Raw genomic sequence first — 12,614 nt, 5'->3', positions numbered from 1 at the left:
GAAGCACTCTGCGCGTTCGACCGTCCGAGCTCTCCTCCCCCGTCGGCGTTTGCGACCCCGTAGACAGCCGTACCCGTTCTGGGGGACACCCGGCCGCTATTGTGGCAGTTTCTCGGGTGAAACCACAGTATAGCGGCGGGTTAGGCCGACGTACCAAACCCGTTTTAGTCGGTGCTCGCCTGGTACCAGTATGAGCAGCACAGCCGCATCGGCCGGCGCCGAGACGTCCGTCGACACCGAACCCGTTCGCGAGTCCGGATCGCTGCCGGAACCAGTCCGCGGCTCGCTTTCCGAGAAACAGCTGCGCATTTACGAATACCTCCGGTCGAACGCCGACGACAAGACGTACTTCAAGTCGCGGCTCATCGCAGAAGAGCTCGAACTCTCCGCGAAGGAAGTCGGTGCGAACATCCGGGCAGTCCGGGAGGCCGAGACGGACCTCACGATCGAGAAGTGGGGGTACTCGTCGGGGACGACCTGGATGGTCGAGTGAGGAAACCGACGCGGTCTGTTCTTGACGAGATCCGGTGGAACTGTCAGCGACGTGGATCGTGGCGGACGTAGTCGGCGAGCTGATCGGCGAACGCGACCGCCTCCGGCCCGAACGAGTCGGCGTACCGGACGACGAGTGCGATGATTCGTTCGGGCTCCTCCAAGCGATAGCCGTCCTCTCGATCGAGGATTCCGGCCTCGGATAGTTCGCCTGCAGCTGCGCTTATCGTCGGCCGCGAGACGCCGATCCGGTCGGCCAGCGCCGCGCCGGTGAGGTCTGGTTCCGAAAGGAGTTCGAGGATCATCAGCCGCGGCGTTTCACGACGGAGATACCCCAGCGCTTGCTTCTCCCACCGGTCGAACCTGTCGGCCGGGTAGTAGCGTCGGTAGTCGCCGTCTTTAATCGATTCGACGGCACCGCCGTCTTCGAGCCGACGGAGGTGATACTGAGTTTCGCCCGTCCCGAGCCTGAGGTCGTCTCGGAGTTTCGAAAAGTGGGCCCCGGGCGTCGTCGAGACGTATCCGCAGATCGCCTCCCGGGTCTCGTTGTCGTCTTGTCCGGACGGATCATCCGTGGTCCCGTCGTCCGAGTCTGCTGTTGCCGATCCGACGAACGGGGCGGCGGCTCCAAGCGCGGCGAACCGCCGCAGCGTGTCCCGCTTCCGTTCGTCGACGCCGTCTGTCACTACCCGTTCGTAGTCGGTTGGCGCTAAAAACACTTCGCTTGGTCGAGCCGATTCTACCGCCGAGAACGGCCGATCGTGTTCACTCCTTGTCGGTCTCGACGGCGGCTTCCCCTTCCATCTCCTCGTCCATTTCCTCGATCACTTCGTTCGCGGACTTGATGCCCCCGCCCGTGTCGCCCGCCTTGATCGCTTCGGCCGCCTCCTCGAGTTGCTCGACGTCCATCTCTGCCGCCTCGTCGATCTGTCCGAGAATCTCTTCGATGTTGTCGAGGCCGAGAAGTTCGCGGGTTTCCTCGTCGAATTCGAGGGCGTCCAGTGCCTGCATCTCCTGGGTGTCGGCACCCGAGAGCTGTTTGCCGTAGCGACCCACGAGGCTGGTCAGCTCCTGGGGTAGCACGAACGTCGTGGATTCACCCTGGCCGATCGCCTCCAGCGTCTCCATGCCGCGTTCGATGATTGCGCGTTCGCCCATCGCTTCCGCGGATCGTGCCCGGAGCACGGTCGAAATCGCGTCACCTTGCGCCTCGAGGATCTGGCTTTGCTTTTCACCCTGTGCCCGGATGATGTTGGACTGCTTGTCACCTTCCGCCTTCTCGACGGCAGAGCGGCGTTCACCCTGCGCTTCCAGGATCATCGCCCGGCGGCGGCGCTCGGCGGACGTCTGCTGTTCCATCGCCTGCTGAACGTCCTTCGATGGGTTGACTTCGCGAACCTCGACCGATTCGACCCGGATTCCCCACTCGTCGGTCGGCTCGTCCAGTTCGGTTCGGATCTTCGCGTTGATCTCCTGGCGCTTGTTGAGCGTGTCGTCCAGTTCCATGTCTCCCAGCACCGCACGCAGCGTCGTCTGAGCCAGGTTCGAGACGGCCTTTTTGTAGTCGTCTACCTCCAGGAACGCTTTCTTCGCGTCCATCACCTTGATGTAGACCACAGCGTCGGCGGTCACCGGCGAGTTGTCCCGCGTGATCGCCTCCTGACGCGGGACGTCGAGCGTCTGGGTCCGCATGTCGAACGGGTACGTCCGGGAGACGAACGGCGGGATGATGTTGAATCCCGGCTCGAGGAGTTTCCGGTACTCTCCGAACACGGTAAGCGCCTTCTTCTCGTAGGCGTCGACGATCTCGACGGACTGCCAGATGACGATGACGACGAGCAAGAGAAACAGTAATCCGATCGTCGCCGCGCCCGTTTCGAGACCGAACTGCAGTACGGGGTCCATACACCGCATAGGGCGACGCGCCACATAAGGATTGGCCAGCACTCTCCCGATTCGACCCGCGCAACCGGGGCAGGCACAGGACACGCCGGGACACGCCGGGACACCACCGCCGGGGGAAGCGATAACCCTCCCGAGTCCCGAGCGGGAGTATGAACCACGGGGATCAGCCGCTGTTGCGCGAGGGGACAGAGCTGTCTGCGGCGTCGGCCGCCGTCGTGTTGCTCCACGGTCGGGGGGCCAGCGCGCGAAGTATCCTGGGGCTAACCGAGGAGTTCGACGCCGAGGGCGTCGCGTACTTCGCCCCGCAGGCGGCACAGCGAACCTGGTATCCACAGTCGTTCCTGGAGCCGATCGAGCGAAACGAGCCGTGGCTTTCGGCCGCCCTCGATCGGGTCGGCGAGGTCGTTTCGAAGGCCGCCGATCGGGTGAGCACAGAGCGGGTCGCACTGATCGGGTTCTCGCAAGGGGCGTGTCTCGCCTCGGAGTGGACCGCACGAAACGCGCGCCGATACGGGGGGCTCGCGGCACTCTCGGGGGGTCTCGTCGGTCCCGACGGAACGCCCCGCGACTACGGGGGCACGCTCGACGGAACGCCGGTGTTTCTCGGTTGCAGCGACGTCGATCCGCACATTCCAGTCGAACGCGTCCACGAGACTCGCGACGTCTTCGAGCGTCTCGGAGGCGACGTCACCGAGTCGATCTACGAGGGCATGGGCCACGGGATAAACGCGGACGAAATCGAACACGTATCGACAATGGTCAAGAGACTCGTGGGGTAGCGAGGCCGACACCGGGAGAGGTCACCGTTCGCGTTCGGGTTCCCGTTCCGAGTCGGGTTCTTGCTCTCGATCCGAGTCGCGGTCGTCTTCCTCCTCTTTCGCCTCCTGCATGGCTGCGTCGACTGCGGCGTCTGCGGCGTCCGAGGCGTCGCGACCGCGGGCAAGTTCCCGGTCGATCTCGTCTTCGACGACCTCCAGCGATTCGACGGTGATGACGTTCCCGCCGCCCGGGTCGATCACGAGCACTTCCGCCCCCTCCGGGATCTCGCCGTCGATGCTCCGTGCCGAGTAGTACGGGTTGAACCCGCCGGAGTCCAGTTTCACCTGTCCGCCGGTCGGCGTGACCGCCTCCGTCACTCGTCCGGTTTGGCCCTTCAACGAGTCGGAGTCCCGCGTCTGTGCTTGCCCTTTCCCGCCGTAGATGTCCAGCTCCCGGTAACCGTAGAAGGCGACCGAACCGAACAGCAAGACGAGCACTGCCAGCACGATCGGGCTTGCGAGCGGCCCCAGTGCGAGACCGACCAGCCCCGCCCCGAGCAGGGCGATCCCGACGACGATGAAGTTTGCTCCCGGTGCGAGCGCCTCCGCCATCGAGATCAAAAGCCCCGCCGTTATCAACAGAAGCGGCAGCGTCTCGGGACCGAGAAGCTCCATCTGGAGTAGCATTGGTTGTAGTTAGGTCTCACGCCGATTAACAGTTGTTGTCACACTGGGGTGGCGATACCGGACGACAGCGAGACCGGCGAAACCGATGTCGGTCCCGCGTCGTTCCGCCTCAGAGAAGTCGGCGACTGGAGTTGAGCACGACGAGCAGGCTGCTTGTCGCCATCGCCGCCGCCGCAAACAGCGGGTTCAAAAGACCCGTGAGGGCGAGCGGAATCGCGATCCCGTTGTAGACGAACGCCCAACCGAGATTCTGTCGGATGCGACGGTTGGTCGCAGACGAGACCGCAAAGAGGGTCGGGATCGAAGACAGGTCTCGTCCGGTGATGACCGCGTCGGCAGCGTCGGCAGAGAGTTCGGTCCCTTCAGCCATGGCGACGCCGAGATCTGCGGCGGCGAGCGCGGGAGCGTCGTTCGTTCCGTCGCCGATCATCGCCACCACACCCGACGACCGGAGACGCTGGATCGCTGCGGTCTTTCCCTCCGGCGGGACGCCGGCAAAGACACTCGAGACGTCCGGGTGGGACTCGAAGTGGGTGGCGGCCGCCGAGTCGTCGCCCGTGAGGACGACGATCTCCCGACCGGTCCCGGCCAGTTCCGCGACGACTTCGTCCCACTCGGCCCGCGGGGCGTCCCCGACGACGAGGACGCCGAGGATCTCCCCCTCTCCGCCTGCGTCTCGCCTGCCGACCACGACCGGCACGTGGCCGGACTCGGCGGCGGCAGCCGCTCGCGTACGGGTTTCCTCGGGCAATGTCCAGTTCCGTTCGTCGAACAGCGACGGATGCCCGACGAGCAGGGATCCACCGTCGAGGGCCGCCTCGACGCCGCGTGCGTGGATCGTCACGTCGCCGGCGTCGACAGTTCCGTCGCCGGCCCGTTCCAGGCTATCGTGTCCGGGTTCGGACGCCGAATCGTCCTCCCCTTGCAGGCCACCCGGTGGATCGCTGTCGGCCGTGCTGCCGTCGACCAGGCCGCCGTCGGCGACCGCTCCGCCCTCGAAGGCGCCCTCTGCGGCGCGTTCGACGATCGCATCCGCGACTGGGTGTTCGGAGAACCGCTCGACTGCGGCGGCGACTTCCAGGAGGTGCCGTTCGGTTCCCTCGAAGGGAACAACGTCGACCACCTGCATACGCCCCTCGGTGAGGGTCCCCGTCTTGTCGAGCGCGACGATGTCGACCTCCGCTGCGTCCTCGAAGATCGTCTCCGTGGCGACGACGATCCCACGGTCGGCGGCAGTGCGGACTCCACTTGCCACCGCAAGCGGTGTCGCCAGCCCGAGCGCGCACGGACACGAGACGATCAACACGGTGAGTCCCACGAGGAACGCCCGGGTGGGCGAGGCTCCCGTGAGGAGGAAAAGCGCCGTGATCGCGACCGCAAGCACGGTCACGAGCGGGACGAACACCGTCGCGAGTTTGTCGGCGAGGTGCTGGACGCCCGAGCGGGCGCTCTGGATCTCCCAGAGCTGCTCGACCAGCCTGTCTCGGGTACTCTCGACGGGATCGGCGACCTCGACGACGAGTGGCGAATCCGCGACGACCGATCCGCCGACCACTTCGTCGCCCGGGCGCTTGGTGACGGGCAGCGACTCGCCGGTGACGACCGCCTCGTCGATTGCGGCGGCCCCATCCCGAACTGTCCCATCGAACGGGATCCGTTCGCCGGGCTTTACGAGGAGCCTGTCGCCGGGCGAGACGTTCTCGATTCCGAACTCGGTGCCGTCCTCTCTCCGGACCGTCTCGATCCGGTCGCCAGCAAGCGTCGAGAGCAGTCCCATCGCCCGACGCTTGATGTGGCTCTCGTAGTAGTTGCCCGCGGTGACGACCACGATTACGGCGACGGTGACGTCGAAGTAGAGGTCGGTCCGCCCGACGAGCATCGCGATCGTGCTGTAGAGATAGGCACTCGAGGCCGCAAGCGACACCAACAGATCCATGTTCGGCTGCCGGGCCCGGAGGCTGACGTACGCCCCTCGGAGGATCGGAAATCCCGTGTAAAACAGCACGACGGATGTGAACAGCCAGATCTGCGTAAAGAGGTACAGCCGGTCGAACTGTCCGAACTCGACGACCGGCTGGAAGCCGAAGTACGTGGGATACAGAAAGAGGACGTACCACAGCATTGCCATCATGCCGAAGAAGCCGCCGCCGATCAGGAACCGGACGACTGCGACGTCTCCCGACTCCGGCTCGCGGTCGACCTCCCGGAACGACGCGGTGTACCCGGTTCCAGTGACGACCGACGGGAGATCCTCCTCGTCGACCGATTCGGGATCGTACCGGATCCGCATCGTGTCCGTCGCGTAGCTGGCCGTGGCGTCGACGACGCCCGACTCGCGTTCCGACACGGCCTCGAGGAACGTCTCGCAGGTCGCACAGTGCATCCCGTCGACCGTCAGATACGCGGTCTCGCAGGCGTTTTCCGGAGGCGACATCTGATCGGCGTCGGCGCTTTCGTTCTTTTCGCCGGTGACCGCCCGTTCGATCGCCTCCCTGTCGAGTTCGTCCCCCTCCCGGCCCTCGAGGGCATCCGTTCCCAGCGCCTTTGCGACCTCCAGACAGCCGCGACAACAGAACTCCCCCTCGACGGCGTCGCCACTCACTGGCGGATCCGGGGTCGGGAGATCACAGAGGGAACACTCACGCGAGGACATCTACTGTCCGACGGGGCCTCCGTTCGCCGCTTTCGCTTCCGGCGGTTCCGACTCGGATTCGGTGTCGGACATCGCGTACACGAGACTCGCGACGATGAGAACCACGTTGACGATTGCGATCGCGGCGATGTACTCGCCGGTGCCGACCGCGAAGATTGCCCCCGGAACGATCGCGGCGAGTCCGATCAAAACGACCTGCCGTGGCGAGAGATCCATACCCTCCGTATGGACTACCCGGTAAAGAATCGTTCCCCGATTCGAGCCCCCCGATTCGACGCTACTTGACTCCGGAAGTCAAAAAGAAGCTTTTTGCGCCCGAACCGCGGGTAGGCCCCCGTCACGAACTGGACCTGGTGCCGATGCAAAACGACGAGTGATCGCGTTCATGTCGGCTGATTTGTGGATGCGTCTCGTAGTATTTATACAACCGTAGATCGAAGGCATACCCATGACAAACGGGGCGGCGTCACAGACATCCACCGAGTCGGCTCTGGTCGACGACTCGGACGGAGAAGAGTTCGATCCGAAAGGCACTCTGGCCCTCATCATGGTGTACTTCGGGATTCTCGTGGTGATGTGGTTCTTCATGTACTTCGTGGAGTTCCTCGGAAACGACCTGGTTGTGATCGGGTGACTATGCACGTTCACAAGTACGAAAAACTCTGGCTCGCGCTTTCGCTCGTGCTCATCCTGGCGTTCATCGCAACGGTGACGTACGGTGCCGTCGGCGCCGGCGTCTCGATGGTCGCCGACGACGAGGAACCGGTCAACCCGGACACGCTTTCCGACCATCCGAAGTTCGGTGAACCCGGTGTCGAACAGGTCGGCGAAAACGAGTACGAGGTGTACGTGATCGCCGAACAGTTCGAGTTCAGGCCGGACCCGATCGTGGTCCCCGAACACAGCACGGTGACGTTTTACGTCACCTCCCCGGACGTGATCCACGGCTTCGGGGTCGTCGGGACCAACGCGAACACGATGGTGATCCCCGGAGAAGTCGCGAAGGTCACCGTCGAAACGGACGAACCGCGGGAGTTCGGAATCGTCTGTAACGAGTACTGCGGAGCCGCCCATCACGCGATGGAGGGGAAACTACACGTCGTTCCCGAAGAGGAGTTCGAAGAACACCACCAGGGAGGTGACGAGGAATGACTGAAACCGCGTTCGTCGACGAGTATCCCGAAGAATCGCGGGTGATCAGGGCTGCGTTCCTGGGCTCGTTCCTGGCGCTTGCACTGGGTGCGTTCTTCGGGATCGTACAGGCACTCCACCGGACGGACATCCTGCGGATATTCAGTTCGGTCGACTACTACACGATCCTGACGGCACACGGCGTCTTCCTCGTGATCAGCTTCACCATCTTCTTCCTCGTGGGTGTGTTCACGTGGGCAACCGTTCGCAGTCTCGGGAGGCCCGTAGAGGACATCCGATTCACCTGGCTGTGGTACGGGCTGATGTCTCTCGGCATCACGATTACCGGCCTGACGATCCTGCTGGGCTTCGTCGGGAGCATCGACATCAGCGCGGACGTGCTGTTCACCTTCTACGCGCCGCTCCAGGCTCATCCGCTGTTTTACGCGGGACTGGTGGTGTTCATCATCGGAACGTGGCTCGCCGGCGCCGACTGGTTCCGGTCGTGGTTCGCCTGGCGGAAGGAGAACCCAGACGAGCGGATCCCGCTGCAGACGTTCATGGTGCTCACGACGATGCTGATGTGGTACATCGCCACGACCGGCATTGCCGTCGCCGTACTCGCGTTCCTGCTGCCGTGGTCGCTGGGTATCGTCGACACGGTGAATCCGCTCTTGACCCGGACGCTGTTCTGGTTCTTCGGCCATCCGATCGTCTACTTCTGGCTGATGCCGGCGTACCTGCTGTGGTACACCGTCCTCCCGAAGATCTCCGGCGGGCGGCTGTTCAGCGACCCGCTCGCACGCGTCGTCTTCGTGCTCTTCTTGCTGCTCTCGACTCCCGTCGGGATCCACCACCAGTACCTGGATCCGGGCATCGCTGAAGGGTTCAAGTTCATCGCGATGACGAACACCATGTTCCTCCTGCTTCCGAGCCTGCTTACGGCCTTTACCGTGGTCGCGAGCATGGAGTACGGCGCCCGACAGCGCGGCGGGACTGGCCTGTTCGGCTGGCTCCGCGCGCTGCCGTGGCGGGATCCGGCGTTTACGGGAATGGCGCTTGCCGGGCTCATGTTCGCGGCTGCCGGCTTCTCCGGGATGATCAACGCCGGGATGAACATCAACTACCTGGTCCACAACACGATGTGGGTGCCGGGTCACTTCCACCTCACCGTCGGCACCGCCGTGACGCTGACGTTCATGGCGGGGACCTACTGGCTCTGGCCTCAGATCAGCGGGAAACAGCTGTACAGCCGGCCGATCGCGCTTTTGCAGGTCGTGCTGTGGTTCGTCGGAATGGCGCTGATGGCCAACGCGATGCACGTCCAGGGGCTGCTCGGCATTCCCCGACGGACTGCCGAACCCCAGTACGCCGGCTTCGAGTTCGAGACAGTCTTCGGCAGCGTTGCCGAACTCAACCTCCAGATTGCCATCGGAGGCACGCTGCTTTTCGTCTCGACTGTACTGTTCCTCGGTAACGTCGTGTTGACGATGGGGAACCCCCGGGCCGACGGCGTCGGAGAGACGCTACCGCCGGCGCTTTCGGGCCCCGACGACGCTCCCCAGGTGCTCGACAACCTGGCGCTGTGGACCGGGATCGCGATCGTGCTCGTGGTTCTCGCGTACGCGCTACCGCTCGCGAGCATTGTCACCGACCGCGGGCTGTTCGGCCTCGGCGGCCGCGCGTTCCCGGTGCTGTTAGAACTCGGAAGCGGACTGCTCCCGGCCGGTCTCGGAGACTCGGCAGTCGCGCTCGCGGAGGCGATCCGATGAGCGGAATCTCCCGCAGTGGACTACTGGTCACGGCCGGAGTCGCCGCCGTGATCCTGCTGGAGCTGCGCACGCTGCTTGGCATGTTCGGGATCGACATCGATCCGCTCGTCCACCTGGTGGGTACGGTCGTCGCGGTCGCCCTGCTGGTCGTGGTTCTCGACTGGTATCCGCGGATCGCCGGCCGCACCGGCGGGCAGGACGGGACAGCGAACTGAGGCGTGAAGTACCTTACAGTTCCCAGTCCAGTTCTGCGAGCAGCGCGTCGACTTCCGCGGGCGTGTTGAACACGTGCAGGGAGATGCGTACCGCGTTCATCGGCGGGATCGACCGAACCGTGAACCCGGCGTCGTCGAGTCGTTCGACCGTCTCCTCGGGATCGGACACGTCGACGGTCACGAGTCCTGACTCGTACTCCCGGGGGCTCAACAGCCGTTCGTCGGGCACGCCGGCCTTGAACCGGTCCGTGAGATCGCGGATCCGACCCTGTATCGTTTCCAGCCCGACCGATTCCATCGTTTCGATCGCCTCGAGCAGTCCGACGTGGGCCGCCAGGTTCGTCGTCCCGATCTCCAGGCGGGGAGCACCCTGCTTGAACCGGAACGACGAATCACCGGGCGACTGGACGCTCCGATAGCCGATCGACCGCGGTTCGAGCCGGTCGGCCACCTCGCGCCGGACGTAGAGGAAGCCGCCGCCCCAGAGCCCGAGCAGCCACTTGTGGCCGGCGGAGGCGACGGCGTCGGCTCCCCACTCTTCGACGTCGAAGGGTGCCTGCCCCGGTACCTGGACGGCGTCGACGAGCGTGAGCGCTCCCGCCTCGCGGGCGATGTCTGCAAGCTCCGAGATCGGAAGCCGTGTCCCGTGGGTCCAGGTGAGCGCGCTGAAACACGCGAGCTTCGCATCCGAGACGGCGTCGGTAAACTCGTCTAAGTCGATCCGGCCGTTTTCGGTTTCGACGACGCGGACCTCGACGCCCTCGCGTTCGAGCCGCTGCCAGGGCAAGATCCCTGCAGGATGCTCGAGATCCGTTCTGACGACGATGTCCCCCGGCTCCCAGTCGATCCCGGACGCGAACCGGGCGATCCCGTCGGTCGTACTCTCGGTGAGCGCCAGTTCCGCCGGCGAGGCACCCACAAACTCCGCGATTTCCTCCCTGATCCGTTCGTATTCCCCGAACGTAAACTCGTAGATGTCGCCCGAGGCGTGAACGTCGTACTCTACACGCTTGAGGTAACCGTGGGCGGCCTCGACGACCCGTCGAGGGCTCGGACCGCTCGCGCCCGTGTTCATGTACGCCACGTTCTGTACGGCTGGAATCTCTGATCTGAGTTCTGCGGGTTTCATCACTGTAGTGTCCGACTTCCAGGTCACCCGGGTGATCGCGCCGGGGTGTGAAAAGATTAGGCGTACCGCTCGACGACAGCAGTTAGCTGTTCGGACGACTGGACACCGACGAGCCGTTCGACCGCCTCGCCCCCATCGAAGAGCAGCAGGGTCGGCACGCCGCGAACGCCGTAGTTTTGTGCCAGCGGCTGGTTGGCGTCGACGTCGACCTTTGCGACGACTGCGTCGGTGTCTGCGGCGATCTCTTCGACTACGGGCTCCATCATCTGACAGGGGCCACACCAGTCGGCGTGGAAGTCGACGAGAACGGTCTCTCCGTCCGCGATCAGCTCTTCGAACTCGGCGGTTCCGTTGACGATCACTGGTTCGTCGGATTCGAGTTGCGTTGACATCGACTGTCGTTTGGACCCTGGGATGTATTAGTATTGTGGTTTCTATACAATTTTGAAAAACCGATGGAACCGTTGCCGCCGGTGGGTCGACTTCGGTCACGGACTGGGACCAAAGACGGCACAGGAACGGGTGGTACAGGAACGGGTGGTACAGGATCGGGTGGCACAGACGATCGAGGACCGCGCTAACGAGAGACGTGACACAGTAATATCAGGGAACCTATATATAGTCGGGAGGTGTATAGACAATTGTCTCACGGTAACCGCTACGTATGGTGATTTATCGCCAAACAGTTCGCTTTCCGTGTCAGTACACAGAGAAAATACGTCATGAAATTACAGACATTATTTACGGAACGGCGCGCAGTTTCTCCGGTTATCGGCGTCATACTGATGGTCGCGATTACCGTGATCCTGGCGGCAGTGATCGGCACGTTCGTGCTCGGACTGGGCGACCAGGTCGGAGACACCGTCCCCAACGCGAACTGGGGCGCGGAATTCGATGCGAACGGGGGCGAAAACGGCACAGTGACGTTCACCCACCAGGGCGGTGACGCGGTGGAGGCGTCGGAACTCTCGATCACCGCATCGGACAGTACCGTGTTCGAGGCCATGAACGCCGCCGAACCCAGCGACGGTCGATTGGCCGCCGGTGACACGATTAGCAGGGAGATCAGCGATAATTTCGGCGGAACCACCACCGCGAACCTCGTCTGGGAAAAGGGCGACCGCTCGAGCATTCTGCGCTCGATCACGATCACCGTCGACTAGCTCTCCCGATCGAGGAACCCTTTTTTGGACAGCAGAACGACGACGCCAAAAGTACAACAGCCCCGGGACCTCATCCGACGACGCCGAACAGGAGCTGGGCAGCGATCACGGCAAGGAACAGCAGGCCGAGGGTTCCGACCCCGACGCCGACCGCCTGAGCGTTGCCGAGCCCCCGGCGTCGACTCGCGGCGTAAGTTCCCCAAAAGAGGTACGCCACGAGCACGAGCGCAAGCGTGGCTCCAAGCACCACCGCAAGCAGGTCGACTGGTACCCCCTCGAGGAACCCGTCGCCGACCGCGGCAACGACGCCCAGGCCCATTCCGACGGCCAAAAGCAGGAATCCCACCGCCAGAACGGCCGGATCCTCGGCTGCCGTTTTCATGCGGGACTGCAGCCGGCGCCATCCGCCCGGCCCCCGATCGTCCGAACTCCCGCCGGCTTTCCTGGAGCGCCGCGTCGCCGCCAGGAAGACGACGAGCAGTACCCCGGCCATCAAAACCGCACTGAGTAACTGGGCAGTAACCATGCGAATATGTCCCGTGCTGCGTACTCCGTTCGGTTGTACTTATACCCTTCGCTGCCTCCCTCGAGTTAATATCAGATTTTTTATCCATACTTAAAAATAGCCTTCATAACTCGGGAAAATAGCCTTATGGCAGCTTCGAGCTCCCCGGCTACATCCCCTATTTGCCAAAAGAGCTAAGTACGT

General features: G+C 63.7%; 15 protein-coding genes. 7 read left to right on the top strand and 8 right to left on the bottom strand.

What is annotated here, in order from left to right:
• Nucleotides 1-190 precede the first annotated feature (190 nt).
• Complete coding sequence (locus RH858_RS01320) at nt 191-493, top strand: hypothetical protein (protein ID WP_259533400.1); 303 nt, start codon at nt 191-193, stop codon at nt 491-493.
• A 43-nt stretch (nt 494-536) separates the two neighbouring features.
• On the opposite strand, the gene RH858_RS01315 is transcribed toward RH858_RS01320, so the two are convergent.
• Both RH858_RS01315 and RH858_RS01310 read right to left on the bottom strand, forming a co-directional pair.
• Complete coding sequence (locus RH858_RS01315) at nt 537-1,178, bottom strand: MarR family transcriptional regulator (RefSeq protein WP_310560975.1); 642 nt, start codon at nt 1,176-1,178, stop codon at nt 537-539.
• 79 nt (nt 1,179-1,257) lie between these two features.
• Nucleotides 1,258-2,397, bottom strand: coding sequence for an SPFH domain-containing protein (locus RH858_RS01310; RefSeq protein WP_259533398.1), 1,140 nt, complete (start codon nt 2,395-2,397; stop codon nt 1,258-1,260).
• Nucleotides 2,398-2,546: 149 nt separating this feature from the next.
• On the opposite strand from RH858_RS01310, the gene RH858_RS01305 reads away from it, so the two are divergent.
• The gene (locus tag RH858_RS01305) at nt 2,547-3,176 is read left to right on the top strand and encodes a dienelactone hydrolase family protein (RefSeq protein ID WP_259533397.1); all 630 of its coding nucleotides are present in this window, start codon (nt 2,547-2,549) and stop codon (nt 3,174-3,176) included.
• A 21-nt stretch (nt 3,177-3,197) separates the two neighbouring features.
• Here RH858_RS01305 and RH858_RS01300 read toward each other — a convergent pair whose 3' ends face one another.
• The 3 genes from RH858_RS01300 to RH858_RS01290 all read right to left on the bottom strand — a co-directional run bounded on the left by RH858_RS01300 (nt 3,198) and on the right by RH858_RS01290 (nt 6,711).
• Nucleotides 3,198-3,842 carry an NfeD family protein gene (locus RH858_RS01300; RefSeq protein ID WP_310560974.1) on the bottom strand — a complete coding sequence of 215 codons (645 nt, stop codon included), beginning with the start codon at nt 3,840-3,842 and terminating at the stop codon, nt 3,198-3,200.
• Nucleotides 3,843-3,951: 109 nt separating this feature from the next.
• Nucleotides 3,952-6,495: a cation-translocating P-type ATPase gene (locus RH858_RS01295; protein ID WP_259533395.1), complete on the bottom strand. Its 2,544-nt coding sequence runs from the start codon at nt 6,493-6,495 to the stop codon at nt 3,952-3,954.
• Nucleotides 6,496-6,711, bottom strand: a complete 216-nt coding sequence (locus RH858_RS01290; RefSeq protein ID WP_259533394.1) for a hypothetical protein — start codon at nt 6,709-6,711, stop codon at nt 6,496-6,498.
• Nucleotides 6,712-6,943: 232 nt separating this feature from the next.
• On the opposite strand from RH858_RS01290, the gene RH858_RS01285 reads away from it, so the two are divergent.
• From RH858_RS01285 to RH858_RS01270, 4 genes are read left to right on the top strand one after another with little or no spacing between them, the layout of a single operon-like run.
• On the top strand, nt 6,944-7,129 hold the full coding sequence (locus RH858_RS01285) for a hypothetical protein (protein ID WP_259533393.1): 186 nt from the start codon (nt 6,944-6,946) through the stop codon (nt 7,127-7,129).
• A gap of 2 nt (nt 7,130-7,131) precedes the next feature.
• On the top strand, nt 7,132-7,647 hold the full coding sequence (locus RH858_RS01280; RefSeq protein ID WP_259533391.1) for a cytochrome c oxidase subunit II: 516 nt from the start codon (nt 7,132-7,134) through the stop codon (nt 7,645-7,647).
• Nucleotides 7,644-9,398 carry a b(o/a)3-type cytochrome-c oxidase subunit 1 gene (locus RH858_RS01275; RefSeq protein WP_259533388.1) on the top strand — a complete coding sequence of 585 codons (1,755 nt, stop codon included), beginning with the start codon at nt 7,644-7,646 and terminating at the stop codon, nt 9,396-9,398. Before RH858_RS01280 ends, RH858_RS01275 begins: the two co-directional genes overlap by 4 nt.
• Complete coding sequence (locus RH858_RS01270) at nt 9,395-9,613, top strand: hypothetical protein (RefSeq protein ID WP_259533387.1); 219 nt, start codon at nt 9,395-9,397, stop codon at nt 9,611-9,613. The genes RH858_RS01275 and RH858_RS01270 overlap by 4 nt, the downstream gene beginning before the upstream one ends.
• A 13-nt stretch (nt 9,614-9,626) precedes the next feature.
• On the opposite strand, the gene RH858_RS01265 is transcribed toward RH858_RS01270, so the two are convergent.
• Entirely contained in the window at nt 9,627-10,742 is a 1,116-nt protein-coding gene (locus RH858_RS01265) for an aminotransferase class V-fold PLP-dependent enzyme (RefSeq protein ID WP_310560973.1), read from the bottom strand.
• Between the two features lie 56 nt (nt 10,743-10,798).
• Nucleotides 10,799-11,158 carry a thioredoxin gene (trxA, locus tag RH858_RS01260; protein ID WP_323805935.1) on the bottom strand — a complete coding sequence of 120 codons (360 nt, stop codon included), beginning with the start codon at nt 11,156-11,158 and terminating at the stop codon, nt 10,799-10,801.
• Nucleotides 11,159-11,464: 306 nt separating this feature from the next.
• On the opposite strand from trxA, the gene RH858_RS01255 reads away from it, so the two are divergent.
• A complete protein-coding gene (locus RH858_RS01255) occupies nt 11,465-11,905 on the top strand; it encodes a type IV pilin N-terminal domain-containing protein (RefSeq protein ID WP_310560972.1) in 441 nt (146 codons plus the stop codon).
• Nucleotides 11,906-11,975: 70 nt separating this feature from the next.
• Here RH858_RS01255 and RH858_RS01250 read toward each other — a convergent pair whose 3' ends face one another.
• Complete coding sequence (locus tag RH858_RS01250) at nt 11,976-12,431, bottom strand: hypothetical protein (RefSeq protein ID WP_259533383.1); 456 nt, start codon at nt 12,429-12,431, stop codon at nt 11,976-11,978.
• Nucleotides 12,432-12,614 lie beyond the last annotated feature (183 nt).

This window comes from Halalkaliarchaeum sp. AArc-GB, from assembly GCF_031432225.1.
Lineage (GTDB): Archaea > Halobacteriota > Halobacteria > Halobacteriales > Haloferacaceae > Halalkaliarchaeum.
The sequence above is the reverse complement of the archived record's forward strand: the minus strand, read 5'-3'. Positions and strand labels throughout refer to the sequence as shown.

What these genes read in the sequence shown, in the direction of transcription:
- RH858_RS01320 (WP_259533400.1), top strand. Translation starts at nt 191, where the DNA reads ATGAGCAGCACAGCCGCATCGGCCGGCGCCGAGACGTCCGTCGACACC.
- RH858_RS01310 (WP_259533398.1), bottom strand. Translation starts at nt 2,397, where the DNA reads ATGGACCCCGTACTGCAGTTCGGTCTCGAAACGGGCGCGGCGACGATC.
- RH858_RS01305 (WP_259533397.1), top strand. Translation starts at nt 2,547, where the DNA reads ATGAACCACGGGGATCAGCCGCTGTTGCGCGAGGGGACAGAGCTGTCT.
- RH858_RS01300 (WP_310560974.1), bottom strand. Translation starts at nt 3,842, where the DNA reads ATGCTACTCCAGATGGAGCTTCTCGGTCCCGAGACGCTGCCGCTTCTG.
- RH858_RS01295 (WP_259533395.1), bottom strand. Translation starts at nt 6,495, where the DNA reads ATGTCCTCGCGTGAGTGTTCCCTCTGTGATCTCCCGACCCCGGATCCG.
- RH858_RS01290 (WP_259533394.1), bottom strand. Translation starts at nt 6,711, where the DNA reads ATGGATCTCTCGCCACGGCAGGTCGTTTTGATCGGACTCGCCGCGATC.
- RH858_RS01285 (WP_259533393.1), top strand. Translation starts at nt 6,944, where the DNA reads ATGACAAACGGGGCGGCGTCACAGACATCCACCGAGTCGGCTCTGGTC.
- RH858_RS01280 (WP_259533391.1), top strand. Translation starts at nt 7,132, where the DNA reads ATGCACGTTCACAAGTACGAAAAACTCTGGCTCGCGCTTTCGCTCGTG.
- RH858_RS01275 (WP_259533388.1), top strand. Translation starts at nt 7,644, where the DNA reads ATGACTGAAACCGCGTTCGTCGACGAGTATCCCGAAGAATCGCGGGTG.
- RH858_RS01270 (WP_259533387.1), top strand. Translation starts at nt 9,395, where the DNA reads ATGAGCGGAATCTCCCGCAGTGGACTACTGGTCACGGCCGGAGTCGCC.
- RH858_RS01265 (WP_310560973.1), bottom strand. Translation starts at nt 10,742, where the DNA reads ATGAAACCCGCAGAACTCAGATCAGAGATTCCAGCCGTACAGAACGTG.
- RH858_RS01255 (WP_310560972.1), top strand. Translation starts at nt 11,465, where the DNA reads ATGAAATTACAGACATTATTTACGGAACGGCGCGCAGTTTCTCCGGTT.
- RH858_RS01250 (WP_259533383.1), bottom strand. Translation starts at nt 12,431, where the DNA reads ATGGTTACTGCCCAGTTACTCAGTGCGGTTTTGATGGCCGGGGTACTG.